This window comes from Buttiauxella selenatireducens (genome assembly GCF_031432975.1).
Lineage (GTDB): Bacteria > Pseudomonadota > Gammaproteobacteria > Enterobacterales > Enterobacteriaceae > Buttiauxella > Buttiauxella selenatireducens.
Window position 1 is genome coordinate 2,979,574 of sequence record NZ_CP133838.1, and the last position, 25,612, is coordinate 3,005,185.

21 protein-coding genes are annotated in these 25,612 nt (G+C 53.4%); all 21 read right to left on the minus strand.

Features of this window, described 5'->3' with window-relative positions; all coding sequences use genetic code 11:
• Positions 1 to 25 precede the first annotated feature (25 nt).
• A complete protein-coding gene (locus RHD99_RS13695) occupies positions 26 to 223 on the minus strand; it encodes an ANR family transcriptional regulator (RefSeq protein ID WP_309874506.1) in 198 nt (65 codons plus the stop codon).
• Positions 224 to 372: 149 nt separating this feature from the next.
• Entirely contained in the window at positions 373 to 1,590 is a 1,218-nt protein-coding gene (locus RHD99_RS13700) for a VasL domain-containing protein (RefSeq protein ID WP_309874508.1), read from the minus strand.
• A 76-nt stretch (positions 1,591 to 1,666) separates the two neighbouring features.
• Positions 1,667 to 2,554, minus strand: coding sequence for a TPM domain-containing protein (locus RHD99_RS13705; RefSeq protein WP_309874510.1), 888 nt, complete (start codon positions 2,552 to 2,554; stop codon positions 1,667 to 1,669).
• Entirely contained in the window at positions 2,551 to 3,162 is a 612-nt protein-coding gene (locus RHD99_RS13710; protein ID WP_309879119.1) for a LemA family protein, read from the minus strand. Before RHD99_RS13710 ends, RHD99_RS13705 begins: the two co-directional genes overlap by 4 nt.
• A 66-nt stretch (positions 3,163 to 3,228) precedes the next feature.
• On the minus strand, positions 3,229 to 4,164 hold the full coding sequence (locus tag RHD99_RS13715; protein WP_309874513.1) for a phosphatidate cytidylyltransferase: 936 nt from the start codon (positions 4,162 to 4,164) through the stop codon (positions 3,229 to 3,231).
• A complete protein-coding gene (locus RHD99_RS13720; RefSeq protein WP_309874515.1) occupies positions 4,161 to 4,814 on the minus strand; it encodes a lysophospholipid acyltransferase family protein in 654 nt (217 codons plus the stop codon). The genes RHD99_RS13715 and RHD99_RS13720 overlap by 4 nt, the downstream gene beginning before the upstream one ends.
• On the minus strand, positions 4,807 to 5,490 hold the full coding sequence (locus tag RHD99_RS13725) for a CDP-alcohol phosphatidyltransferase family protein (protein ID WP_309874517.1): 684 nt from the start codon (positions 5,488 to 5,490) through the stop codon (positions 4,807 to 4,809). The genes RHD99_RS13720 and RHD99_RS13725 overlap by 8 nt, the downstream gene beginning before the upstream one ends.
• 81 nt (positions 5,491 to 5,571) lie before the next feature.
• Positions 5,572 to 6,009 (minus strand): type VI secretion system baseplate subunit TssE, encoded by a 438-nt coding sequence (tssE, locus tag RHD99_RS13730; protein ID WP_374708435.1) that lies wholly within the window; start codon positions 6,007 to 6,009, stop codon positions 5,572 to 5,574.
• A 1-nt stretch (position 6,010) separates the two neighbouring features.
• Positions 6,011 to 6,547 (minus strand): type VI secretion system lipoprotein TssJ, encoded by a 537-nt coding sequence (gene tssJ, locus RHD99_RS13735; protein ID WP_309874520.1) that lies wholly within the window; start codon positions 6,545 to 6,547, stop codon positions 6,011 to 6,013.
• On the minus strand, positions 6,528 to 7,625 hold the full coding sequence (tssG, locus tag RHD99_RS13740; RefSeq protein ID WP_309874523.1) for a type VI secretion system baseplate subunit TssG: 1,098 nt from the start codon (positions 7,623 to 7,625) through the stop codon (positions 6,528 to 6,530). The genes tssJ and tssG overlap by 20 nt, the downstream gene beginning before the upstream one ends.
• Positions 7,589 to 9,352, minus strand: a complete 1,764-nt coding sequence (gene tssF, locus RHD99_RS13745; protein WP_309874525.1) for a type VI secretion system baseplate subunit TssF — start codon at positions 9,350 to 9,352, stop codon at positions 7,589 to 7,591. Before tssF ends, tssG begins: the two co-directional genes overlap by 37 nt.
• Positions 9,353 to 9,521: 169 nt before the next feature.
• Positions 9,522 to 10,700 (minus strand): DUF2135 domain-containing protein, encoded by a 1,179-nt coding sequence (locus RHD99_RS13750; protein ID WP_309874527.1) that lies wholly within the window; start codon positions 10,698 to 10,700, stop codon positions 9,522 to 9,524.
• Between the two features lie 8 nt (positions 10,701 to 10,708).
• Entirely contained in the window at positions 10,709 to 11,803 is a 1,095-nt protein-coding gene (locus RHD99_RS13755; protein WP_374708436.1) for an SEL1-like repeat protein, read from the minus strand.
• Between the two features lie 63 nt (positions 11,804 to 11,866).
• Complete coding sequence (locus tag RHD99_RS13760) at positions 11,867 to 13,057, minus strand: SEL1-like repeat protein (RefSeq protein WP_309874529.1); 1,191 nt, start codon at positions 13,055 to 13,057, stop codon at positions 11,867 to 11,869.
• 86 nt (positions 13,058 to 13,143) lie between these two features.
• Entirely contained in the window at positions 13,144 to 15,012 is a 1,869-nt protein-coding gene (locus tag RHD99_RS13765) for a Tle5 family T6SS lipase effector (RefSeq protein WP_309874530.1), read from the minus strand.
• Positions 15,012 to 17,744 (minus strand): type VI secretion system Vgr family protein, encoded by a 2,733-nt coding sequence (locus tag RHD99_RS13770; protein WP_309874532.1) that lies wholly within the window; start codon positions 17,742 to 17,744, stop codon positions 15,012 to 15,014. The genes RHD99_RS13765 and RHD99_RS13770 overlap by 1 nt, the downstream gene beginning before the upstream one ends.
• A 19-nt stretch (positions 17,745 to 17,763) precedes the next feature.
• Positions 17,764 to 19,362 (minus strand): type VI secretion system protein TssA, encoded by a 1,599-nt coding sequence (tssA, locus tag RHD99_RS13775; RefSeq protein ID WP_309874534.1) that lies wholly within the window; start codon positions 19,360 to 19,362, stop codon positions 17,764 to 17,766.
• Positions 19,362 to 22,772 (minus strand): ImcF-related family protein, encoded by a 3,411-nt coding sequence (locus tag RHD99_RS13780; RefSeq protein WP_309874536.1) that lies wholly within the window; start codon positions 22,770 to 22,772, stop codon positions 19,362 to 19,364. The genes tssA and RHD99_RS13780 overlap by 1 nt, the downstream gene beginning before the upstream one ends.
• Complete coding sequence (locus RHD99_RS13785; RefSeq protein ID WP_309874538.1) at positions 22,756 to 23,931, minus strand: KPHS_23130 family T6SS system protein; 1,176 nt, start codon at positions 23,929 to 23,931, stop codon at positions 22,756 to 22,758. Before RHD99_RS13785 ends, RHD99_RS13780 begins: the two co-directional genes overlap by 17 nt.
• Positions 23,932 to 23,934: 3 nt before the next feature.
• Positions 23,935 to 24,201 carry a PAAR domain-containing protein gene (locus RHD99_RS13790; protein WP_309874540.1) on the minus strand — a complete coding sequence of 89 codons (267 nt, stop codon included), beginning with the start codon at positions 24,199 to 24,201 and terminating at the stop codon, positions 23,935 to 23,937.
• A gap of 36 nt (positions 24,202 to 24,237) precedes the next feature.
• The gene (locus RHD99_RS13795; protein ID WP_309874542.1) at positions 24,238 to 25,572 is read right to left on the minus strand and encodes a hypothetical protein; all 1,335 of its coding nucleotides are present in this window, start codon (positions 25,570 to 25,572) and stop codon (positions 24,238 to 24,240) included.
• Between the last annotated feature and the right edge of the window lie 40 nt (positions 25,573 to 25,612).

A 25,612-nucleotide genomic window follows, 5' to 3' on the forward strand; every position in this document is an offset into this window, starting at 1 on the left:
TTTTAACTCAAAATTGAAGTGCGGACTATTTACTGACCAGTGACATACGCCGGCGGCAATATTCACTGCGGGCATCAGCCCAGACCCGGTTGGTTTCGTCTACCGCCAGTGAGGACGCGGTCGTCCACAGTCCATATGCCTGCCGGTAATTGCGCAGCCGCTCTTCAGCACGCGCTTCATCAGCGACCAGGTGATACGCGCTTCGCTTATTTTTGGGTTTCATAATGCATTTTCCTTTGCACCCGGGATGTCAATATCCCGGTAATAATGATGACAATGTCCATAGAGCCGTTACAGCGTGAAGTGGAGTTTATCCGGATGCTCTGTGGTGCCTGAGGCAGGAGGGTTATGGTGTTTCGACTTGCTGTTTAATCAGGGTATAACGGTTAAGTAGCTGTTCCAGATGCTGTTCCGTCTGCGAAACCAGCGCCGGGGCAACGTAGTACCCTGTGGCGTCTGGCTCAGTAAGTATAATTGCTCCTCCGCAGGAACTGACCTCCCAAAGTTCTGAGTTATCGCAAACACCATTGATTTCAGCTCCGAGCCAGTCAGGTATTTTCCCTTGCGTTCATCCAGCTCATTGAGACGGCGGGTCATCTCATTTAAGCCTTCCATCCCCTGATGCCAGCCGGAGAGCGCCTCGGGAGGCAAAGCATTTCCGGCGATACGCTGCTGCCACTGCGCTTTTAGTCTGTCGCGCTCTTCAGGTGCAGCCTTTGCGGCCAGCGCAAAGCCGTAGTCCTGCAGCCAGACGGGTGACTGTTGCCCCAGCGCGGTCAGCGCAGCGTCGTTTGCCACCACGGGCAGCGTATTATCAGCCGGATGCAGCGTGTGCCAGCCCCACAGCGCCAGCGCGCCGACCACCAGCGCCGAGACGACCCCAGCGGCAAAAACCGGCCAGCGCTTCGGCGACGGCAGCGTTTCGCGCACCACTTCCACCTTCACTTCCGGCTCCGGGCGTATCACATACACCTGACGGCTGACGGGTGGCGGGGCATCCAGCGTAGACGGCGAAATCAGCGCCTGCGGCGGCAACGCGATGGCCGCCGTTGCCTCTTCCGGTGACGCGCTGTTTTCCAGCCGGACCAGCGCATTGTGCACCTGTTGCATCAGCGGCGCAGTCTGGCAGGCATGTTTCAGCGCCTGACGGGTCAGCACATCGTCGAGCATCGCCAGCAGATTTTCCGCCTGCATCAGCGAAGGGACATCGCTGTGGCTCAGGGAAAAGGTACGGAACGTTGTCTGCAAGCGCTGAAACAGGCCATTGAGGATTTCAGCCCGCGCGTGCACCGGCTGCGGCCAGAGCTGCGCCCACTGATAGTTCAGCAGCGCGTTGAGTATCGCCAGCCCCTCGTTCATCCCACTGACGCGGGCCAGATGGCAACGCGCCAGGGTGTACCAGGCACCTGTCTGCAACTCCACGCCATTACGTTCGAACAGCGAGAGCGACAGTGCTTCCGCCTGTTTCCAGTCCACATCCGGGCGTGCCGGATGTGAGAGTTTCGCCATCTCTTCGCGCAGGGCGATAAAGTCCGCGAGCGTGCGCGGGTCACTGCCGGTTTTTACCGGGCGAGGTTGTACGTCGTGCATAATGGGACTCATCGTCAGAGTAGAAAAACTGGTCGCGTGTTACCTAAAAATGGCAAACGAGGATGAACAGGGTGAGTTACCAGCGGCCCGATGCACCACCGCCTCCGCTACTCCCTCCTCCCCCGCTGAATCCGCCACCGCTGCCGCCTCTTCTGCTAAATCCACCTCCTGAACGACCCGAACCACTGCTGCCACCGCCCCTGCCTCCGCCTGAACGACCACCCCGCGTCATACCGACATAGAGCACCAGGCAAACCAGAAAGGTGATACCCGTTATGACAACATCGCGGCTAATCACCAGCACGGCAGCGGCCACCATCAGGCTACTGAAGAGCGATCGCTTAAAAGGACTAAACTTGCGGAAAAACAGCGCTGGCACTATTGGCATCAGCATAAACCCGCCGAATAACCATGCGCCTATAGACTCAACGCCACTCCCCGTTGAGTCCGAGGTCTCCCCGACATCAGCATAGGATGCGGCAAATGCCGGATCCGTCGACATCTGAATGAGCGCGTCCACGCCCGACTCGATCCCTCCGGCATAATCGTCCCGTTTAAAATACGGCACGATGTCACGGTTGATCACCTGACTTGCCTGCAAATCCGTCACGGTGCCCTCCAACCCGTACCCCACTTCAATACGTAGCGTGTGGTCAGCTTTTGCCACAATCAACAGCAAACCGTCATCACGCTTTTTATCGCCGAGCTTCCAGCTGTCGAACACACGGGTCGCATACTGCTCAATCGTCTCATCCCCGGTTGTATTCACCATTATAATGGCCAACTGATGGCCCGAGTCCTGCTCATACTGGCTCAGACGTTGCTCGAGAGATGCGCTCACTTCCGCTGACAGGGTACCCGTGGTATCCATGACGCGCTGATGCAGATCCGGAACCGTGATCTGATCAGCCCCAGCAGAAAACGAAAACAAAAGAGCCAGTGCAACCCACATCAGGCGCTTCATTGCTGCACCGGACGCGGAGTTGAAAAATCAACCGTCGGGGCAGTCGTCACTTTTGCCATATCATTTGGCTGGAAATTTTGTTTCCTTTCGTAGCCCATGATCCGGGCGAGGATCACCCCAGGGAACTGGCGAATTTGCAGGTTATATTCCTGCACCGCCAGCACATAGCGATGACGCGCCACCGCGATACGGTTTTCCGTCCCTTCCAGCTGAACCATCAGGTTGGTGAACATCGTATCGGCTTTCAGCTCCGGGTAGCGTTCACTGATGACCAACAGGCGGGAGAGAGCTGAACTTAGCTCCTGCTGCGAGCGTTGGTAAGCCTGCATATCCTGTGCGTTTTCTGGCGCATGTTGCCCCTGACTGACGCTGCCAATTCTTGCCCGGGCATCCGCAATATCTTTAAAAACAGACTCTTCATGGCTGGCGTAGCCTTTCACTGTGGCCACCAGGCTCGGGATAAGATCAGCCCGACGCTGGTACTGGTTGAGAACTTCCGACCACTGCGCATCGACCGCTTCATCGCTGGCCTGGATATCGTTATAGCCACAGCCGGACAAGAACAGCACACTGGCACACACCGTCAGCCACTGGAAAAATCGAATCATCAAAGCAACATCCTTTTATTAAAAACAGGTATATAGGGGGGTAAAGTCAGCGGGCCAACACAGGTTTCAGGTGAAATGAAACCGGACCAGATGGAAAAACACCGGCGCGGCAAAACAGAGGGAATCAATCCTGTCCATCATGCCGCCATGGCCTTCAATCATGGCGCCAAAATCTTTTACGCCACGGTCACGTTTAATGGCAGACATGCACAGCCCGCCCGCGAATCCCAGCAGAGTTATCACCAGAGAAATCAGAGCCGCCTGCCACGGAGCAAAAGGCGTTACCCACCAGAGCAGCGTGCCGACAAGCGTTGCCGAGGCAATGCCACCGACAAATCCTTCAATGGTTTTATTGGGACTCAGACGAGGTGCGATGGGCCGTTTCCCCATCAGTTTGCCGAAGACATACTGCAAAACATCCGATATCTGTACGACAATCATCAGGAACAGCAGTAGCTTAATATTCTGATGTTCATACCCCGGGATCGGCAGCATCAGTAAGGCCGGTGCGTAGCTGATGCAATACACCGCAATCATCATGCTCCACTGTATTTTGGCGCTTCGCTCGAGGAAGTTATGCGAATCTCCGGCCAGAGCCATTCGGGTCGGAATAAATAAGAACGCATACACCGGAATAAAAATGGCGAAGATACCGTACCACTGCATGCCGACCAGTAAATATTGCACCGGAAGGATAATGAAGAAACACCAGAAGAGTGCTTCATGATCTCCACGTCGGGTGGGGGTCAGCGTGACGCACTCCCTTAAAGCCAACAGTGACATTATCGCGAACAGCAATGTTGACCCAATGGGTCCAAACCACATCGCCGCCACCGACAGCAGACACATCATCCACCAGGCACGAATGCGGGCATTGAGGTTCACAATAACCGGCGTTCTGCCTTTGGCTTTTTCAATAATGAACCCAGTGATGCTGGCAAAGACCAGTAACCCAAATAATCCCGCCAGCAGATAGACCAGCGCCTTGTCCTGAAAATTCATGATTTAAGTTCCTCGAGTGCTTCCCTGGCGCGTTGCAAAAATGCGGTTTTTTCTTCACCTTCCTGCGGCGAACAGATGGGTTCACCAAAAGTGGCGGAACACAATACCGGCACCACCAGACGGGAACCTTTTGGCAGAACACGATTCAGATTTTCAAGATAGACAGGCACCAGTTGTGCATCGGGATTCATCCGAGCCAGATGCCAGAGACCACTTTTGAACGTTGAAATTTCGTCGCCATTTCCCCGAGTCCCCTCAGGGAAAATAATCAGCGACTGTGCTTTTTTCAGCGCTTCACTCATCAGTGCCAGTGCGTTATTGGGCTGGCTCCCTTGCTCTGCGGAAGGGATACGCTTAATCAGCACGGTATTAAAAATACGCCGGGCGATATAGCGACGCAGTTTCGTTGCCAGCCAGTAATCCGCAGCGGCAACCGGACGAACAGCAGGTCGCAACTGAGCAGGCATGCTGGCCCAAATCACGATGCCATCAAGATGGCTGGTGTGATTGGCATAATAAATTCTGACCTGGCTCTTATCCGGTACGGGGACAAGCCAACGGGCACGCACGCCCGTGAGCAAACGGCAGACACGAATCAGACATCCTGCCACCAGTCGACTATCCAGGCTTGGCTTCACAACATTACTCATCTGTTTTCTCCTGTGTCACCGCGTTCTGATGCAACTCATCCAGAATGCGTTTACCACGCCTCCAGCAGGTGAAAAGCGAACCAAGGCTAATGACCGCCAGACACAGGAAAAGCAGTTTTTGCCCGTAGTACGCCGGCAGAAAAAGCGCCAGCAGCGTGCAACCGCACAGTAATGCCATCCGATGCTGCTTCGCCATCGGCCCTAAAAAGTGCTGGCGAAGACCACAGGTTCCTCCGAGTAGGCGCAGATATGCGGTCATCAGCGCCAGCAATGCCGCAATCCAGCCCAGTGTTCCGGCGAACGGGAGTTCATTCAGGCCATACCCAACGCCAACGAAAATCAGCGTATCGGACAGCCTGTCCGGAAGTTCGTTGTAGACCGGCCCGGCGGGTGTCGCCAGCCCTCCTTCAACGGCCACCATGCCATCCAGCAGATTGCAAATAAGTCGCCCCTGAATCAAAGCCGCCGCCAGCAGCAACAGGCCGTCTCTGATGAACCAGGATGAAAAATTAAAGGCCAGTACAAAGCACAGGCCGGAAAGCAGCGCGCATCCGGAACTGGCCAGTGAAATCTGGTTTGGCGTGATGCCCTTGTTTTTTAGCCACAGTGCACTTTTTTTTGCCCACGGTTTATCGCGAGTCGCGATGGGGCGGCGATCGTTAATATTTACTGCCATAAGTTCTGTACTCGTTGCGGGTAGGATTGGTACTGGTGCCTTACAGCCAGTCTTCCATCGATTCCTGGCTGACACAGCCCATTACATCCGGGTATTAATGTAGCTCTGCTGTTTAAGGTGTCGCATCAGCACCCTTCCCTCTGGCATAAACGCCGTGCCGTAGCGCACCAGACCAACACCTTTTAATTCCGCATCAATCGCGTATTCGAGATGTCCCGGTTCGCTTTGTGGCAACAAAATGATGTTCAGACTTTTCAGGCGTGGTTCGTATTTCAGCAGCGTGCCTGAAAGCATGGTCAGCAGGGAATGCGCGGTGCCGGGCATTCCCTGCAGGATTTTGCTCATATCCGGCAGACCGTAATCCGGAAGATGGCTGAGGCTTCCCGCCCGGCAGTTGAGAATACGCTGCATGTTATCGAGCACCGACATAATGACCTGATTCTCTTCGCTGATGTCGCGCAGCTCGAGGCCTCCGGCGAAATTACCGGTCAGCATTTCGTAGACAGAAGGTTGTGCCATCTCATTTATCCTTCAGGGGCAGCAAGGTCATCCCCTGATTATTGAGCTCAATCTGGCGGGCCTTATCCGGGTCGAGATCGTCACGGCTCAGCACCAGTCGCCAGGTGTTATTGGTGACATCAGGTGCCAGAAACAGCCCTGCCACTGCCACATACTGGGCTGTCTCATCCAGAGGTACATCGATGCTGACGGCACCGCCCGGACGAATACGAATATCTTTCTCCGCCACCAGGTCAGCTTTAATCGCCTGGCTGTCATCAGCAAACAGCGACGGATAATCCGTACCGTCAAACACCTTGCGGTCTTTGAGTTGGTAGATGCGCACCACCGTCGCCAGCGGCGCACCGTTCGCATTGTTGTTCACCGCATCGCGCGCCTGAATATCCAGATGCAGCGTTTTTACCTGCTTGTAGAAAATAGATTTCGTCACCGCGACGGTGCTGTCGGTCACTTTCTGGGTCAGCCCGCAACCGCTCAGGGTTGCCGTGATGGCCAGCGCCAACAGGGTGTAACAAGTTTTACCAGCGATAGTCGCCATGTTCATCGGTCTCCCTCCGGTGAAGATTTTCCTGAACGCGCTGCCAGCGGCCCAGGTTAATCGTAATAAGTTCATCGTTATTTTTGGTAGTGGCAACCGCGCGCTGCGTGCGCATTACCGCGGTCCGCCCCAGCAGCACGCCGCTGTCTTGCGGCTGGCAGGAAAGCTGTGCATCCGGTAGCAGGCTGCGTAAAACTGAAAGTTGCAGGCGCACATGCAGGCGCGAGCCGAGGTAAACATGCAGTAAGGCCAGCAAATCGGTATGCAGTTGCCCGCCGGGCAGCCACTCGCGGGCTTCATCTGCATTGTTGGTTTTCAGGCTCAGTAATATCTGGCTGTTCACATCCACCGCGTGGGTGCCCATCACCGGGCTGCTGCGCATGCTGACGGGCTGGCGCGCGCTCATGGCCAGTGGGTTACGTAGCGGGATACGCAGTTTGTCGTGCGCAATGACAACAGCCAGCGTATCCGGTGCCAGAAGCTGAACCAGCGCCACCACACCTTCGCTGGTGCGCGTCGGCAGGCGCATCATGCTGGTCAGCGCCAGGAAACGGGAAACCGGCGTGGCAATATGCGTAGCACTCCCCTCAATCCCAAGACCGCACAGACTCAGCAGATATTTCGAGGTTCTGTCCGTACCGCCTGGTGCAAAGGTGGCGGGATACGAATACTTGCGCCAGATGCGGTAGTACTGGGTGATCATCCGGTGATTAAAAATATCCAGAAAATCACTAACCGCTTCGTACCCCTCCCGGCGCTGGGTGATGTCGTCGATATAGGCCGTCGGCAGCGGCGATTCCACACCGTACAGGCCCATAAAGGTGGTGCGAATGGTCGGCGGCAGGTGCGGCTGGTCCGGGAATTCCACCCGTTTAAACTCGCTGGCCGGAAACCCCATCCCCGGATGAGGACGAAAACGCACCGGATCATGTTTGACCTGCCAGTGGCTGCCCAGTGCGGGCGCGTCCGGCTGGCTCTGCTCGAGCAACTGACAGAAGCGATAAAACTGCGTGTACGGCAGCTTATCGCGCATCTGCTCAATTAGCCGGGCAGACGCTGATTGTGGTTCTCTTTCCATCGGATACATTTGCCTTCGGGCTGAACGATTAGGGTGAGTTGGTTAAACAGGTGAATATCGGCATACAGCGCCAGGAAACGGTTGAGCATTTCGCCGAACAGGTGAATATCCCCTTCGCCGGTAAAGCCATTGCCGTCAATCGTCACTTCCATATCAATACCGCGCAGCAAAAAGCCCTTCTCGAAACGCTGCACCTGGTGATGGCGCACTTCAAGGATGGCGTCCAGACGGCGGTTATTCAGCTCATCACCCTGCCAGTTGTACAGCTCCAGCGTGCCGCGCAGGACTTCCGCGCTACTCATCAGATTGAGGTAGCTGGAACCGAGGTGGCTCAGCACCCGCCACTGAAAACGGTCTTCCGCAGGGGGATAGGCGGGCAGCGTCGGTTTACACAGGTTGCGCACTTTGAGTGGCGTCTGCAGCACCGCTTCGCAGTGGTCGAGCAGTGTGCTTTGCAGCGCCTTGCGCGGTAACTGGCCGTTGGTCCCGGTGATTTTCAGCGACACCGCCTCGCGCACAAACTCACGATCGGCTTCCCACTGCACGCCTCCGAGGATAAGCCAGGTATCATGCAGTCCGGTCACTCCGCGCTTGACGCGGGTATGGAAGTAACGCTCCGGCGCATGACGGCGCTGCATCCCGCCCCGATGGCGGAAACTGGTAAACGGTACGTAGGAAGCTTCCGACGTGCGGCTCGAACCGGTCACCGAATCCACCGAATAAATCTCGGTATGCCCGTCCTGCAAACGACGCGGACGCAACAGGTATTCGCTTTCCAGCCCGTTAATAATCAGCGGGTCGGCTTCCATGGAGAACAGGTTGATGACGGGGACACAGTGCAGATGCAGCACATCGTCGGTCACCGGTAAATCACCAGGCCACTGGCTGTTCAGCACCACTTCAATATCGAACCACTCAATGCCCGCAGGCAAGGTGATGTTCTCCAGCCCGTTGAGGTTCACAAACATAAACTTCTCGCGGAAGGTGAAATACTCCAGCAGTAACTGGTAACCGCTGAACGCACTCTCCCCTTTCGGCCACAGCAGATCTTCATCGGTAAAACCGCCCGGTGAGAACCAGCCATCGAGCCGAATGCGGTCAATCTGCCCCGGCAGACGCAGATACAGTGCCGCCTGGCGACGGGTCAGTGCTAAATGCAACGCGCTGCTGACCGGCGCATCGCCCGCCAGATAAAAGCTCAGGCGTTTCAAATCCACCTGCGCCCAGTCCGCCTGCGAACTGCACGCCAGCCGCAGACGCAGCACCGAACGCCCGTCCGGCTCGGTCGCCATCACCACTTTGGCGACTTCAAGCGGGTTGAGCACCATATCGCGCGTGGTGCGGTACTGGCAGACGGTATTTTTCGGCCCGACAGGACGGGAAAACACTTCCATCTCCGCAGGGACCACTTCGGCGATTTTCATCGCCGGAACATCCGGGGAGAGCGCCACAATCGACAACGACGGAATGGTGCGCAGATAGTGCGGCCACAGCATGCTCACCAGCCCTTCGGTGAACTCCGGCAGGTCGTCATCAATCTTTTCGCGCAGCCGCCCCATTGAGAAGGCAAAACCTTCAAAGATGCGCTCTACATAAGGGTCCGGTGTGCCGGGTTTATCGAGGTCTAACATCGCCGCCCTATCGGGATGCGTCTGAGCAAACTCTTTTCCCGCCTCGCGCAGATAGCGCAATTCGGTGTCGTAATAACGCAGGGTTAAGTCTTTCATATTTTCCATTCGATGCAACGAAGTTCGATCGTTTGAATACAACCGTAAAAGAATCGGCCTTGTGTTTTTAGAATACGATTAGCGTTTAATAAAAACTGAATGATTAACATACCGAGGGAATATATGGGTTCATCACCCATATATTTTTTGCAGCACACTGATATTTAGTTTATTTTCCACTTACTCTGGCAATCGCGTTATCATAAACAGGATTCTGTTTTTCACTTTTCGCGGCTTTATAATAAATCAGGGCATCTGCATATTGATTTGCGGCTTCGTAAATCTTACCGATATTGTAATTAGCGCCTGCACGAATGGTATTAGCTCCATTACCCGAAGCCAGTGCAATAGCCTTACGGTTTGCCCAGATAGCTTCCGCCGTACGTCCTGCTTTCTGATAGACCAGCCCCAGATTGCCGTAAGCCTTACCGTTTTCCGGATAGTTATTGACTGCATCCGTAAACAAGTTAATGGCTGCATCATATTGTTTATTATTATAAGCGGCCTCCCCCTGAAGATTCAGCGCTTTTGAAATATTAATACTCTCATTATTCCAGGTTTGCGCATCAATAGCCGCACTGTTACTCAGCAAGGGTTGTAATTCGCCAGCCATATCATCGGCATCTAACGTGGTGCCTTTCACGTTATTAATATCTTCAATATCACCATTTTTATTCACCCGAAACACTGTCCACAGATTTCCGGCTTTCCCGGTCGGGATATAATAGGTTCGAACTAATGATTCACCAACATACACAAACACTTTTGCCTGGCTGGCAGAAAGGTTCATTGTGCCTGGCTGTTCACGGTCACTAAAATCATGGACCGCATAAATATAAGATTGCCCGTTTTCACGCTTAGTGAGCGTAATGGTTTCAGGCCCATAGCTGTCAATATCGTCAACATCCAGGTTACCGTTACGCCCTTCTTTATGACTAAAGAACAAGTGGTTTCCCGGATAAACCATGTGTGAGTCAAGATCGGAAGGCGTGCGCCCCCAACTTAAAACAACACGCATACTATCCAGCCCTTTCATGGCAGGACTTAATGCATAACTCATCCCATTACATGGACACTTTGCTACCAGAGTGGAATAACCTTCCTTTTTAATCAGCACCAAATTATCGCTGGTATCAGAATAAGGCGTATCAATACTCGCTTTTCCTGCTGTATCGCTTGTAGCCGTGAGTGATTGTTCGCCATTACGTTGAATAACAACCTGGGCCTGGGAGATTTTCTGGTCTTTTATTGTGGCACTCAATACTTCAATGCTGGTCTGATTTGCGTAGGTGATGAAAGACGTTGCCAGAGAAACTGACAACAGACTAAAATTTAATACCTTTTTCATTTATTCCCTCAGTTAATAACGTATTTCTTGTTTTCATTAATAATTGGAGCTGGTAGCGGTCTGCCGGTTTCCGGGTTGAGCTGTTTGTCTTTAGCCAGTTGTTCAATCAGGGCTTCGCTCGGCTTCGGGGGCTCAACATTGGCCTCGCGTGCTTCCAGCCACTTCAGCTTACCGTCCCAGGCGGGCAGCGGGGCGGGGGGCAGCGGGACGATATCGTTAATTTCGGGGACCGCTGGATGGGCGTAGGAGTAATTTGCCAAGACTTTCCAGATAGCTTTGTAGCGACGAGCGCGCTCAGGGTCTTTCTGCAGACCAAGATAGTTCAATCTATCTGTAGGGGCAGGTCCATCAAACCCACTCTCTAAAAAGCTAGCTGAACTCGAATCACCCGCCGCAACTCCCAGTTGGAACGCTTCAATCGCCTCCTGATATTGCCCCGTAATGCTTAAAGCAACACCTAAGGCGCTGGCTGCATCACCATCCCTCTGTTCAGCAGCACAGCGGCGCATCTGCCGGGAAATATCTGGTGCCATATCAGCAGGGGCTAACTTTTCCCCAACATAAGCCTGGGCTTGGGCATTCCCTTCATCCGCAGCTTTGCGGTAGTAGCGCAAGGCCATTTCAGAGTCCTGCTGCAAACCGGCAGCCCCATGTTCAAGATAAATGGCAATAAAGTAATAGCCAGTAGGCACCTTCGCATAAATCAGCTGCTGGCTCATACGCAGGCGCTCCGGGCGGCTAAGTGAAAACTGTCCACGCATGGCACCATTCTGCAGGTTGATGCTGGCTTTATAGTGACCGTTGGCCGCGGCAATGCGGTATAGCCGCTCAGTTTGCGTATCTACCGCCTTATCTTCCTTAAGCTGGTTTTTCACCTGCAGCCAGCGGGCATATTTGAACAACTCATCCGAGTCAGTTGAAGGGGCAGGAATGGTTTCGTGTTTGCAGGTAAAGGCCAGACGGGCATTGATAGTGGAAAGCGGGTCCATCGCCGCACTTTTATTGACTGGCGTCGGGGCTTTTCCCTGATCGCAGCCTGCCAGCAGCAGACAGGAGAGCAGCAGTAACCGGTACATCCCTGGAGCTTTGTTAAACAGGTTCATCTTCTGCATTCCTTGCTTTGTGTCCGTTGAGAGTGACTGCTGCTGGCCTGCCGTGGAGTGGAATTACACCTCGCCTAAGAATCGCCAGTCGACATTCTGTTCCTGCTGATAATGTTTGTCGCTGAAAGGCCACGGACGCGGGCGATAAAAGTCCACGACATCAGTGGGCATAATGTCGCCCTCTTTGAGCGTCAGAATAGCGTTCTGGCTGATGCCGTCATGAGGCAGCCATGCAATCTGCCAGTAGCCACTTTTCGGGCAGGGTTCACCGGTTTTACACAGCAGGGTCATAGCACTTTTATCAAAGTCCGGTGAGGTTGGCAGCGGCCTGCCGGTTTCAGGATTGAGCTGTTTGTCTTTAGCCAGTTGCACAATCAGGGCTTCGCTGGGTTTTGGTGGTGCTATATTTGCATCATCGGCTTCGACCCACTTCAGTTTGCCATCCCAGGCTGGTAATGGGGCGGGTGGCAGCGGGACGATATCGCTGATTTCAGGGACTTTAGGACTGGCATAAGAGGCTCTGCTCAGTACATCGCCGATTTGTTCATAACGACGGGCGCGCTCAGGATCTTTCTGCTGACCCAGATAGTAAATACTTTCGGATTCCGGCCCACCAAATCCTTTTTCTAGAGCATAGGCCGATGTTTCATCACCAGCAGCCACCCCAAGTTGAAATGCCTCAAGAGCTTCCTGATATTGTGCCCGGTTCTTCAGGTTGATCCCCAAAGCCTTTGCTGCCTCTCCCTCACCCTGCTCGGCAGCGCAATGCCGCATCTGTCGGGCAACATCAGGTGCCATATCGGCCGGAGACAACTTCTTGCCAACGTAAGCCTGGGCTTGAGGGTTTCCTTCATCCGCTGCTTTGCGGTAGTAACGCAATGCCATGTCCGGATTTTGCTGTAGCCCAGCCGCGCCACGTTCGAGATAGATAGCGATAAAGTAGTAACCGGTCGCCACTTTCGCATCTATCAGTTGTTGGCTCATTCGCAGACGTTCGTCTGAACTGAGATTGAACTGGCCACGTATCGCACCATTTTGCAGGTTGATGCTGGCTTTAACATGCCCATTTGTCGCTGCGATGCGGTATAAACGCTCGGTTTGAGCATCTACTGTTTTGTCCTGCTTAAGCAGATTATTTTTCTGTAACCAGCGGGCGTATTTAAACAACACATCCGAATCGGCAGAAGCCTCCGGAATGGTTTCATGTTTGCAGGTAAAGGCCAGTTTGGCATTTATGTCTCTGAGTGAATCCATGGGCACATCCTTTTTTACGGCATTCAGAGCGCTGCTCTGGTCACAAGCCACCAGCAGCAGGCAGGATAACAATAATAAATTGCGCATCAGTCCAGATCCGTCAGTGTGACTGGGTTATAGAGAAACTTAATCAGTGATGCTTTGGGCGCATCTTTTTTTGTCCCCTGAAGATCTTCATTGTCACCAAGAAGATACTCCCAGGCTTTGAACGCCTTATCAGGTTCATCCTGTACACCTATCCCATTGGTATGCAAATTCCAAAGTCGCTGGCGCAATGCTTTAGTTACATCGGCCCATTCGTGGGCAATATTCATTTCGCTGTCGACCTGCATACTGCGGGTATTGATATTGGCTGAACCATGAGTGGTGAATACGTCGTTAATAATCATCAATTTTGAGTGAATATAGACTGGCATCCAGTCATTCTCAGGAGAGTCAGGCGCGACAAGAGAGCAGATATGGACTTTCAGGCCTGTAATATTTACCTCTGCAATTTTACTGTCCTCTATATCGTTTATTTCTTTGATAATTTCTGCTTCTCGTGACCTGTTATTAGGGTTCATGGGGTCGTAATAAACGGTCGGTAACTGGTTCAAAACTTCTGCAATTTTAAGCTGCTTGGTCACATTAGGAATGGTATCTGCACGGCCAAGACTTTCGAGCATACGTTGTGTATTCACGGTTCCAGCCCCGATGCCTTCATCCGTTACATTAGTCACAACAAACAGATGAACATAGCCATGTTTTTTAGGGTCACGCCCGTTTTCGAATAGTGTTGAAACGTGTTTCTTAATCGCTTCAGCCAGTGGCGGCCAGCGGAAATACTGGTTTTCGATATAAATAAATTGCGTGACATTTTTCACTGTTTTCAGGTAAAGCTTTTCGATATCACGCTTTCCCTCTTGCACCTGAGTTCGTAGAAGCTGCGCCATTAAGGGTGTACCTAAGTCGGCTCGTGGTTTGAGCTGTTTAGCGACTTCTTTGGCGTTGCGCATTGTGAGTAAATCTTGTCCGGTTGCCCTCCGCCATGCAGTCGCGAAATTCTCATGCAGGTGTTCGAGAATCGGCCCTGTCACCCGGCTGGACATATCCTGCCGTGGAAGCTTGCCGCGTGGCCCTAAATTGGGTGCCCATCGGTCATCACTGGTGCCAGGCCGCTTCTGTGACGAGTGTCCATCCGTATCCCAATATTCGTCGAGCATGTTATGCCCCATCACGAAACCGACGGCATCTTCTGGTAATTCATAGTCAACCAGTACAGTTTTTTGGTGGTGAGTTACAGTACCTGCCATCGTCGAAATGGCAGAAACGCTGAGATTTGGATCCGCACTTTGGTAGGCGGTTTGGTACGCTATCTCTGCCCGATTTTTTGGATTAAAGCCCCGACCAGCAAATACTGGCGTTTCGGTTAGAAGTTTATTAATCGCAATTTCATCGCGAGTCTCCTTACCTCCGAGGATATTCATTCCCGCACTACTCACGCCTTGCAGTTTACTTTCGTAGGAGTGTTCTCTATACCATTTCCGGTCGAAAGCATATTGCTCATCTGTGGAAGTTTGCCCAGCCTTATCTTTAATGCTGATGGGCCCCTTCCCAGGCAAATTAGCCTCACCAGCAAAACCAGATGAGTTCAGGGGCATTTCCCACCCCAGAACACGAACCTGTACTCCTTTCTCTTTTGCTATATTTTTCAGCAACTCACCAATACATGGCTCTTTACCATCACGAATAAAGTACATCGAGGGTTGAAAACCCCAGCAGATGATATCGACGGTTTTCTTTGCCCTGGCGATGGCCTCATGCACGGCTCTGAAAGCTTCTTCGCCATTAACCAGCGGCATATAGGTCGCCTGCGTGGGGTGATATTCAGTGTCCTGAACAAACCACGGAGGAGTGATTGTGCACTGGTCTGTATCGACAGTTGCGACGGGAGAAACAACGTCATGTTGGCTCATTAGCTCTCTTCCTTATCGCTGAGGCCTTTCAGGAGTTCATCATAGAGATTTCGGTGCTCGGTATGTGAGGCGGGTTGATTCACATCAGGACTGGTGTCAGAGGTATGATTCTGCAGCCCACGGTTAGCCATCTCTCCTTGCTCTGCATTGCGGTAAACGCTGACGACAGGGATCTGATAGTTGATGCCATTCGCCATTTCCATACGATAATGTTTGGTCGTTGTCTGATGCTCAATGTCCAGATGGCCGGTTTTGTCCAGCACACCTTTCTGGAACAGTGCTCCATCGGCATACAACGTATAAGGCATCCCCGCCCAGCTTGAATCAGGGGCGTTAGGCGCTTGTGGAACACTGATACGTAATGGCTGCGGGGCAACATTAGGATTGGCGACAAACATCTCACCGTTCGGCATTGGGGGCATAGATGGGTTTAAACTCGCGGGCCCCATCTTCTGCCAGTTAGCTGACTTGAACAGAATATTTTGCGGGTCGGCGATTTCAATGTTGCCGTCGCTGAGTTTGATGTATCCGCCGCCGCAATTTATTACCAACTCTGTCGCGGCTGTGATTTCCACCCTGCCTTCCACACTGGTGACAGTGATGTCTTTTTTAGCAATCACGTCCAGACCATCATCCTGCGCCTGGATTTCTACTTTCCCTTTTGCTGCAAACAACTTCATGCCCGTCTTACGCGCCAGCATGCTGATGGCTTCACCGGCGGCTACGGTAAAACGCTTCATCGCGCTGATGTCAGTGTTTTGCTGCGACATGATGCCTACGCTGGCACTGCCAGATGCCAGGCGAACGGCCTGTGGGCTGCTGATACTCACGCCCTGAGGGGCATTCAGCACTATTCCTGCCTTCACCAGTTCTTTCAGCGCCTCGTTCAGCATCTGTTGGCTCCCGGTATCTGAAGGGAGCGCCTCCGCAGTTTCTGCTGCGGATGAAAGACTTTTTGCAATACTCAGCGCACTTTCCAGTTGAGTAATCGCTTCCTTCATCCCCAGCATCATTCCACTGGCTGATGACTGCGTATCCGCTGTAATAAACACGCCCGCACCACCACGGATGGACAGCCATTTATCCGTTCTGAGCTCAGCACCTTCACCCCGCATAGCTCTTTCGGCATCCACATTGTGCCCAAGATTGAGCTGCGTCTTGCCGCCGTACTCGGTGCTGAGCTTGATGTGCTCCTCGCCGCGCTTATCTTCCAGGCGAATTTTGTTCAGCGCAGGTGTGCGGATCACGTTGCGGGTGTTGTTCTTTTCTGTGACGTGATCAACATGGCGCGAGTCGTGCAGCGCATGGGCGATATACGGGCGATCCGGGTCACCGTCGTGGAAGGCAATCGCCACTTCCGTGCCCTGGATCAGCGGGAAGTGGATACCATAAACGTCGCCGCCGTAAGGTTTGGCGAGGCGCACCGGCATGCTTTCCTGGCCCTGCGCTTTGTCGTCCTGGTCAGCATCAAATTTCACGCGATACAAACCAGAGGCATCCTGCCAGGCGTAGATGTCATTGGCTTTCGCGCTGGTGACGCGTGCCATCATCGTGCCGCTGACTTTCGGGCGAGGTTTGAGTGCCGGACGCCAGCACAGGGTTTCACTGAAGGGGATGGCAGACCACTGTGCTACTAATGCCGTTTTCCTGCTGGCACTGAAATGCATTCCGGTAATGACAATCCCGTTATCCAGGACTGTGGGCAGTGTTGGCACAATCGCCGTTTCAACGATCGTTAATACCTGACCGGGACTGAGATTCGCATCATTAGCAACGCCTGTGACCTGTATCTGCTTTGATAAAAAACGCTCATGATCCAGACGCGCCAGGAAGTTAGCGGTTTCTGCTGTTGGCTCACTTTTGCTACCGGTGTCCAGATGGCGAGGTTTGTAGTGATAGACCTCGCCATAGGTGATGCCATCACCATCGCCGCGCGTCACATCGGCTTTGGCGGACTGCAGGATCTTCTGGGCTTCGCGGTAGTTATAGTCTTTAGCGGTTACGCTCGCTTCAACCACATTGTGATGGACATTGATCCCCCAAACCGATTCGACACCAGAATCACTCATGCGCGACGGGCTGTTCAGTGGCAGGGTTTTACCGAATTCCCAGGCGCTTTGTTTGTCACCAAAATGCACAACTTCAGTCTGGGTGTCCGGCTGCAGAGTGAAGAAGTAAAATATCCCGACTTCAGAAAGTAGACGCTCGATAAAGGCCAGATCACTTTCCTGGTACTGGTTTATCTGCTCGCGTTTTGGGTAAGTTTGCTTGAGAGTAAATTCATATTCCCAGCCCTTGAAACCATGTTCATCAAGGATCTGCGCCACTACATCCGGCACCGATTTATTCACAAAGAAGCGGTGAGTTCGGAACTGTTTGCTCAGCAAGGCGAAGAAAGGCTCCAGCGTGATCTGGTATTTGGCCTCGTCGGCTGAACCTGAGATCCGGCGAAAACCGGTAATCACACCATGCACAACTTTCTGATCGACGAGACTTTGTAGCGTCCCCGTGCCCATCGTCAGGCTGGCGTTTTTACGCAGCAACTGGGTCGCGTCAATATCTTTATCGGCGCTGGTGAAAATCACAGAATAGCGATAAGTAGCGCTTAACCCCTCATTACCACTGAACTCCTCAACATCTAAAGCTGAAGTGCAGGAAGGAATATCAAGATGGTAGCGATTGAGGGTATTCGTCAGCAGGGAAGCAGCAACATCTTTCAGATTGTCAATCATATGAACATGTCCTTATTTGTTATGACCCACACAGCACCACCGCCCTGACCGGGTCGAGGCTGATTAATCCCGCCAGCAAGTTATCCATTTCGCCCTGAATACGCGGTTTATCGGACTCGGCGCGCGTCGCTTTCATTCGCAGCAGCTTCAGGCGGCGGGCTTTCACTTCAAACAGCAGCTCCGGCTCCCACTGCGTGAGGGTGATTTGGGCCGCGTTGCCATCCAGTTCATTCAGCAGATGCAGCGCCATGTCGTTTTTGCCGTACTGCTCGGCGACGCGCGCCATCAACAGGCGCAGCAGCCACTGGTGACGCGGGGTACGGGTGCCGGGGCGGTTCTGCAGCCAGTTGAGTGCGGCCTCAATCCCTTCGCTGTCGGCCTGGGCCAGCGCTTCCGGCTCCAGTTGCAGGATATCGTCGTCGCCTGCAGTGCTGGCAGGCGCGGCAGAGTTGTCGCTCCAGCCTGCGGACATCGTGACCTGCTGGTGTATCCAGTTCATCGTCACTTCATCGGCAAACGGCGTACCGTCGCTGAATGCCAGCCCTTCAAGGCCCGGCAGTCGCGCCAACAGACCATTCAGATCCTGCTTAATGATGTCTGCCCAGCCTTCGTATGGCGCACCGGCTTTGGTCAAGGCCTGATGAACATACCACTGCAAATCCAGCCACAGGTGGTTGACGCCCTGAGCAAACAGACTGTCGGTCTGTTCCAGCAATTCCAGCCAGCTTTGTTGCAGATACAGGCGTTTAAGCAAGGCGCGGTTTTCCGGTTTTGGCGGCGCCAGGCGCGTACGCCCGACGGCATCCAACGCAGGCAGCTCATGCAGAGTGTCAAGACGAATACTTTTCATCAGGTGATGCCCGGAAAGCCAGCCGTTCGGCTGGTCGTGCAGGTACTTCGCCAGCAACCTGGCCTGGTCAAGTAAATCTCGTCCCGAAGTGACTGCTTTCAACGATGGCGCATCGGCTGTCGACGTGTTGCTGACAGTGGGGGTGCCGCTGTTCTGTGGGATAACCGCATCCGGGCCGCCGGACTGCGCGAGGCGGTTTTCCAGCGCGGCGTACAGGCCACTGAACTGCGGGCGAGCCGCGTCATCCCAGCCAGTCACGCACTCTTCAATCAGTGCCAGTGCACCGGTGATACGCTCAAAGTCCGCTTTCACCACTTCCGGGTAGAGCGACAGGCTGTCCAGCACACGGCTGCCCGCCAGCCATTCCAGCGCCAGTTTGCGGCTGTTGGCACGCTGCGGATGCAAAGCATCCCCGAAGCGCTGCAGCAGCCCGGCAAGCAAAGTCAACCCTTCTGCCAGGCCGCTTTCACCGTCGGTATGCAGCCGCGCCCAGATGTAATAGGTGGCAACGCGTACATCCTTGCAGGTGGTGGTGAGCAGCTTTTCGGACAGCTCGCAGACCCGTGCCGTATCAGCACCGGAGAGCTTGTTGACCTCCTCGCGCATCTGCTGGAAGTGGTCGTCATAGCCAGGATCTTCCCCGACCGGGAGAGTTTCGGAAACGGGCGTCAGCCATTTCTCCCACAACGGAATGTGCAACTGCGCCTGTTGTGCCAGTGTCGTCTGCTCGGCATGGCAGGCATTGAGTAACGTGTTCAGCGTGGCCATCAGTTGTCACCCCCGAATTCAGTGTCTGCGGTCTGTACGGCAGTAACGGAGGCTCGTGCATCAACACTGAATATCTGTGCCGGCAACGTGAAGTTACGCAATTTCAGCAGCGCCAGCGGGCCTTCCCCGGCTTCGGTACGCAGGGTGTAGTTGAGGGGCCGTCCGTCCTGCGCTTTCCAGGTGAGACTGAAGCTGCTGTTCACTCCCGGATTTGGAGTCACAGACGCTTTATCCAGCAGACGAATTAAGCCCCACGCTCCCGGCAGATCCGCATACTGGCGGGTACCCGCCTGGGTGCTTATCCAGCTCAGGCTCGCCCCTGGCGCTTCGGTATCGTGCGGCCAGGTGAAACGTTTCCAGGCAGGAAGCTGGTTGTAGTAGCTAAGTTTCTGGCTGTCGACCACCAGGTCCGTCTGCATCACGTCTTTGGCCGTGCCCGGGCGAAGCTCAAAGCGCATCCCCGCTTCACCGTCGGTGAATACCACATCGGACAGGTAACTCAGGGTATCGACCGCTTTGAGGAATGCCGGGCTGAAGGTCAGCCCCTGGGCATTGATGCTGTCCGGCACCCAGTGGCTACCCTCTTTATGCAACACACCATTGAGACGCGTCTGCAGGAAACGAGTGATTCGCCCGCTGTCGCTGTTAAGGTAACGCGCCAGTAACGGCAGGGAGACTTCACTGCTGGTATCTTTTAGCGGATAGCGCCCGCCGAAGGTGCTGTTCCAGTCATCCACAATGGCCGCCTGCCACTGGGCATTCAGGCTTTCGGCGGCAGGGGTTAACACCTGCTGCCAGGCCTGCTCCATCGGCTGAACAAAGACCGTCTGCCCGAAGCCACTCCACTCCTGGCCGAGGCTTGCGGCGACCAGGCTGCCGTAATCACGGGTTTCGGTTAAATCCACCGCTTTGCCCTGGAAAACCGTCTGCGCCAGCGTCTGGGTCATCGCCTGCGGGTCGGCAGCATTCACCACCTGTTGCAGTTTGAGACGCACCTGGGTGACGCGTGTCAGGAACGTCTGCAGGCTGAGACTGGTCTGCCCGCCGCCTTTGTTATCCATCAGTGCCAGCACCGGGCCGAAGGTCGCATCCAGTGGGCCTTGTGCGCCGGCCTGCTGGTCAATTGCCGGTTGCTCGTCGCGGTTTAACATGTTTTTGGCGGATTTCACCAGCGAGTCGGACAGCGCCTCGCCGGTTTGCCCGGTTTTCCCCTGAATACTCAGGGTGTTCATCAGGGCAACCAGCGGCGACTGGCGCACGTCGGCCATCAGCGTGAGCTGATCAATAGCGTCGGATAACGTCTGTGCCTGTTGCCAGTGCAGACTATTGAGGAACTCCAGCCAACTGCCGGAGAAATCTGCAAAGTAACGCTCTTTGAGACGCGCCTGCAGTGCTTCCGGCGAATCCTGTTGCACCACGGTGCTTTTGATATCGCTGAGCACCCAGTCCATCTCTTCACGCCGCCCGCTGACCACCTTTTCAATGGCCGGTTTGACCGCTTCTTCCCAGGCTTTACGGGTGAACATCCCCGGCACCACCGCATCGGTGGTGAAGATACGGTCGGCATCGGTATCACCGGTCATATCGGACAGGCGCATATCGGCATACTGGTTTGCCACCTGGCGCAGCATCTTCTGGTAGAGCGACGATTCACTGTTACGCGCCCCCATCTGGCGCACCAGCAGGGTGCGGGCCTGATTCACCAGATTTTCATCCGGCAGCAGACGCCACTCCGGGTGACGGGCCAGGTTGCGGGTATAAAAATCGAGCAGCGCCGGGCCACTCCCCTGCCACACACCATCCGGCACGCCCTCACGCTGCGGCCAGTCGCTAATCAGGGTTTTGCTGAACCACGCAAAATCCATTTTCTCCGGACGCGCCAGCATCAGGTACAGCTTGAGCTGGTCGTAAGCCGGCTTAATCAGTTTGTCGCGGTTCGGATCATCCGGCGGTAATTGCACCAGGGTTTCCAGTTGTTCTTCAAGGTGTCTGGAGGCGGCATCACGCAGCAACGGCAACGCGCTGGCCCCGTAATGCGGCCAGAGTGCGGTTAACAGCGCATCGTTCTGACTCAGGCCAAATCGGCTGTACCACGGCGCGCTATCCTGCTGGCGATATTGCAGGCGGTCGAGCGTGTGCTGTAAATCAAGTTGTGCTTTCAGACGTGCCGGGAGCGGTTGCTTCACGTTCGCGGCAAGCTGCACCTGTGTTTCGGACGTATTTATTGCGTCGCGGTTAACAAGGAAGGCCATCACCATGCCAGCGCCCCACAGCACCATCGCCCCTGCGACGCACATCGCTAACAGTCTGCCCCAGGCAAAACCAAGCTTTTTCGGGGCTAATCCTGCGGGCAGTGACGGCAGCGAATCCAGCAGCACATCCCAGCGGTTGTCTTTGCCCCAGTGATTTTTGACGGTGCGTTTTGCATCCACGGAAGCCGGGCTGAACATCACCCCCGCCAGCGGCGAAGGACGGTATGGATTCAACATCGTACCCAGCGGTCCGGCCACCGAATCAGGCGTGCGCGAGAGCTGGTCGGCAAGTTGCAGTAAAAACGGGTGTGCAGTGCTGGTGCTTACCTGCTGTGTGCCCTGCTCTATCAGGCCAGGCACCAGACCAGAAAGCTGCGTGCTCAGTTCGTCCGCTTTGCAATTCGCGGGTAACAGGCAACCGACAGACTGTGTGACACGCTCCGCCTGCGCGCCTTCCGCATTATGCAGCGACCAGACATACAGCGGCAGCCGCCAGCCGAGTAATGCGTAACGGGCGGCAAACGCCTGACCGACGCTGTCCATCATGTCGATGGAGAGTGTCGGTTTGAGATCGTTCTGGCCGAGGGAGGAATGCTTAGCAAATGCGGATGTCACCCACACCACGCCATCCAGCGGGCGACGGCGCAGTTTGCGCAGCGCGCCAAGCCAGGCGGCATCTGCCTGTGCGCCTAAATCGCCGCCCCACAGTAAAACGGTACCGGCGTCTTCCTGCCAGAACTGTGCAGTAAGGCCGGGGGCGAGTTGTTCCACATCGGCCGCGCTGCCGGTTAACAGCAGGATGCGGACTTTGCGGGGCCAGAGGCGGCCGTAGGTGCTGCGCAGGGCCTGCTGGAGTTCAGTGACCGTGACATGGCGCGGGGCCGTCTGTGCCAGGCGATTTTCGTCTTCTGGCAGGACGTTTTGCTGTTTTTCCGTTTCACGGTGACGCCATTGCTTCACCAGCCCACTCAGCACTGAGCCGTAACGTAACCCCACGGCAATCGCACAAACCAGCATGAAACCGAGCACTTTCTTGCTGTTCGTATCCAGCCAGATAAGCTCCCCGTGATGCCAGATAAACCAGCCCACCGCACCCAGTAACAGCAGCAGCAAAAATGTCAGCCCGCCGATACGCCCTATTTTACTTAGCAGGTTCATCCCCACTCCCTGATGTGATGGTACAGATAAAATGTTCTGAGTCTGATGTGGACAGCGCAAGCCAGGACTGCCGCCCGATGCGAACAAAATCAGCCGCCAATGCGGCAGTCATCCAGGGCGAGAATGGCCCCTGAATACCGCAAAATGTTTCAATAGTGCGGATATCATCCGGCCCCCAGGGGGTACCCTGCGCATTGCCGGTGGAAAGCAGTTCAGAGGACGACTCCGTCCATTTTTGAGCATCACCAAGAATGCCCACCGTTCGTAGGGCCTGGGTCTGCGTGGTCAGAAACAGCTCCAGCTCCTGAGCTACGTGGGCCACATCCCACTGCATCGGACGCAGCAGACGAGTCGGATGAGAAAGCGAATATTTGTGGGCAACGTCATCACTGGTAAACAGCAACGCGGCCAGACCATCGGAATAACTTTCATTCCCCTGCATTTGCACCACCAGAACCAGTTGAACCGTCTCTTCTGGTTGCTTAATGCGCTCATCGATCGTGTGGAAAGAAAGCTTATCGGCAATGGTCAGCGATGATGGACCAGGACGTGCCGGAAACATTGCCTGCCAGCCATCCGCAAACTGCGCATGCAAATTTTGCCGGGATGTTTCCGGCACATCGGCAAGTACCGTGACCTGGAGAGGCAATTCGGCTGGCAGAGCCAGCACAGCTGCTTCGACACCAGCAAGCAGGCTGGTCATCGCTGTGGAAAATACAGGTTTATCCGGTGGCAGATAATCAATACGCCGGACCAGATCCCGGTACTGAGTCAGTCCCTTTGCATTCTGCTGTAACAACGCGGCAGAGATGTGATCCGGCAGCATCACACAACTCGCCATAACGGCAAGGTAACGCTCAGCCCACGCAGTCCACTGCTGCTGCGCGTGCTGTGCTTCATGTTGCAGAAACTGATAGCGATCCAGGTCACGCCCGTAAAAGTAACCGCGAATACTGAAAATAATCAGCCACAGCAACACTGGAGTCAGTGAAAACAGCCAGATATTCACGACGCTGAGCACGCTCAGCCTGCCGGAAGCATGCAGAATAAACAGCAGAACAGCAGTGATTACCGCCAGCACACCACTCAGCAACCAGGCACCAGACGATGGCGGCACCGGTGGTTCAACAGTAAAAGGTTTTTGACGTTCCCAGCCCATTTTTTATCCTATGACACAATCCGGTGCGCTGGAGATAACCTGACAGCCACACTGACATTTACACCCATCCACAACGATCGCTTTGCCGTCTGACATCCATTCCGGGGAGCCTTCAATAATTGCGTTGACGCCATGGAAAGGAATTGGGCAACTGACTTTATCGCCAACTAAAGCGACTTTTTTGCCATTAACGATCATGGAGGAAGAAGCAGAAATAACGACACCACCGTGCGTGGTTTTATCGCCGAGTAATACGAAACCTTTTGGCATAGCGTTTCTTATATATAGTTGAATGTGAATAATGAATTATTTATTGTTAAGCTGAAGATTATCAATGACGGTCCAGAAAACATTAACCGAATCATTTTCAGGTGAAATTTTCACAAATATGATCTCTCCTATTTTTCTGACCTCTTGTACAAGCACTCTGACACCAGATCTAGCTGAACCACAATTTTTTTCACCCGGAGCATTGTTCAGGTCTTTGCATATAAAATAGTCACCTAACAGCTGCGCGGTATCACCATCCTTAGGTTGTAGAGAATTCGGTTTTACTACAGGATAAGATCCCTCACCATGCGATACAGTTACTGCACGATTAAGCTCATCCTTAACATCAAAAGAAGTTACATCGACATGACCAGAAAGATTTATTTTTAATAGTTCCCCTTTATCTGTGGTTACTGCATAAAAATAATCATCACCATGAGGCAACTGCATATCCTCCAAACCGGCCTTATAATCATTAAAAAGAAATTTATAACCATTGTTGTCATTACTTAATGACGCTCCTGGATCAAGAGTATACCAAGCTGGTTTGGTATCTCTCTGGAGCTGCGTTACTAATTTATTTCCATTTCCAAAAACATAAAATTGTTTTGAATTATAATAATTCCCGTAAGAATTTAAAGGGAGGATTTTACTCACAAGTCCATTTTGTGAATCAATTAATAAAATAGCAGAAACAACATTTTCTTCATTATCTTTAATATATGCACTTGCATATAAAACTCGGCCTTTGTTCGAAAGGGTTGCAAAGTCGCCAAGTGATTTAAGTGAATACTTTGAGTTTTTTGAGAAATGAGCCTCAATTAATTTACTTCTATTCAGGCGACTTGAAAAGACAGAAAAGCTTTTCTCAAAAAGAACAACAACTTTATTATTTTCATCACTGAAGAATATCCGGCGGGCTTTCTCTGAATGTTGGGAGTGCACATCTTCAAAAAGAACCTTAGTTACAGGATTCTTGATACTGTAAGAGTAGACATTTTCCCCATCAGAGAAAACACAATGACCATCATCTGTAGAAACAATTGCATTATCCTGAGGTGCACCGATGGAAAAAACGCCAGCAGGGGGAAATATTGCCTTTTTCTCTCCACTTTTGACATTTGCAATCCACAGATAGCTACTTCCGCCACCCACACCGCCACATATTCCCCCTGATGTAACGTTGAAATCCACCGCCCCCATTAGATTATATCCAATGAGCATTCGGTCCTTAACATCTGGTCCATTCCACAAGTACAAATCAAGATTTTTTATATCTTTAACCATGTAATATTTATTAGATGTAAGTCCTCCAAATGAAACAAAGAGTAAAAAACAAAGCAAACACTTCACTGTGACTATTGAGCGCATAAATAAGTCCTTTTTAAATTAATTAAATCGGGAATAACAT

Excerpts from the sequence above, each read along its gene's own strand:
- RHD99_RS13695 (WP_309874506.1), bottom strand. The coding sequence starts at position 223 with ATGAAACCCAAAAATAAGCGAAGCGCGTATCACCTGGTCGCTGATGAA.
- RHD99_RS13700 (WP_309874508.1), bottom strand. The coding sequence starts at position 1,590 with ATGCACGACGTACAACCTCGCCCGGTAAAAACCGGCAGTGACCCGCGC.
- RHD99_RS13705 (WP_309874510.1), bottom strand. The coding sequence starts at position 2,554 with ATGAAGCGCCTGATGTGGGTTGCACTGGCTCTTTTGTTTTCGTTTTCT.
- RHD99_RS13710 (WP_309879119.1), bottom strand. The coding sequence starts at position 3,162 with ATGATTCGATTTTTCCAGTGGCTGACGGTGTGTGCCAGTGTGCTGTTC.
- RHD99_RS13715 (WP_309874513.1), bottom strand. The coding sequence starts at position 4,164 with ATGAATTTTCAGGACAAGGCGCTGGTCTATCTGCTGGCGGGATTATTT.
- RHD99_RS13720 (WP_309874515.1), bottom strand. The coding sequence starts at position 4,814 with ATGAGTAATGTTGTGAAGCCAAGCCTGGATAGTCGACTGGTGGCAGGA.
- RHD99_RS13725 (WP_309874517.1), bottom strand. The coding sequence starts at position 5,490 with ATGGCAGTAAATATTAACGATCGCCGCCCCATCGCGACTCGCGATAAA.
- tssE (WP_374708435.1), bottom strand. The coding sequence starts at position 6,009 with ATGGCACAACCTTCTGTCTACGAAATGCTGACCGGTAATTTCGCCGGA.
- tssJ (WP_309874520.1), bottom strand. The coding sequence starts at position 6,547 with ATGGCGACTATCGCTGGTAAAACTTGTTACACCCTGTTGGCGCTGGCC.
- tssG (WP_309874523.1), bottom strand. The coding sequence starts at position 7,625 with ATGGAAAGAGAACCACAATCAGCGTCTGCCCGGCTAATTGAGCAGATG.
- tssF (WP_309874525.1), bottom strand. The coding sequence starts at position 9,352 with ATGAAAGACTTAACCCTGCGTTATTACGACACCGAATTGCGCTATCTG.
- RHD99_RS13750 (WP_309874527.1), bottom strand. The coding sequence starts at position 10,700 with ATGAAAAAGGTATTAAATTTTAGTCTGTTGTCAGTTTCTCTGGCAACG.
- RHD99_RS13755 (WP_374708436.1), bottom strand. The coding sequence starts at position 11,803 with ATGAACCTGTTTAACAAAGCTCCAGGGATGTACCGGTTACTGCTGCTC.
- RHD99_RS13760 (WP_309874529.1), bottom strand. The coding sequence starts at position 13,057 with ATGGATTCACTCAGAGACATAAATGCCAAACTGGCCTTTACCTGCAAA.
- RHD99_RS13765 (WP_309874530.1), bottom strand. The coding sequence starts at position 15,012 with ATGAGCCAACATGACGTTGTTTCTCCCGTCGCAACTGTCGATACAGAC.
- RHD99_RS13770 (WP_309874532.1), bottom strand. The coding sequence starts at position 17,744 with ATGATTGACAATCTGAAAGATGTTGCTGCTTCCCTGCTGACGAATACC.
- tssA (WP_309874534.1), bottom strand. The coding sequence starts at position 19,362 with ATGGCCACGCTGAACACGTTACTCAATGCCTGCCATGCCGAGCAGACG.
- RHD99_RS13780 (WP_309874536.1), bottom strand. The coding sequence starts at position 22,772 with ATGAACCTGCTAAGTAAAATAGGGCGTATCGGCGGGCTGACATTTTTG.
- RHD99_RS13785 (WP_309874538.1), bottom strand. The coding sequence starts at position 23,931 with ATGGGCTGGGAACGTCAAAAACCTTTTACTGTTGAACCACCGGTGCCG.
- RHD99_RS13790 (WP_309874540.1), bottom strand. The coding sequence starts at position 24,201 with ATGCCAAAAGGTTTCGTATTACTCGGCGATAAAACCACGCACGGTGGT.
- RHD99_RS13795 (WP_309874542.1), bottom strand. The coding sequence starts at position 25,572 with ATGCGCTCAATAGTCACAGTGAAGTGTTTGCTTTGTTTTTTACTCTTT.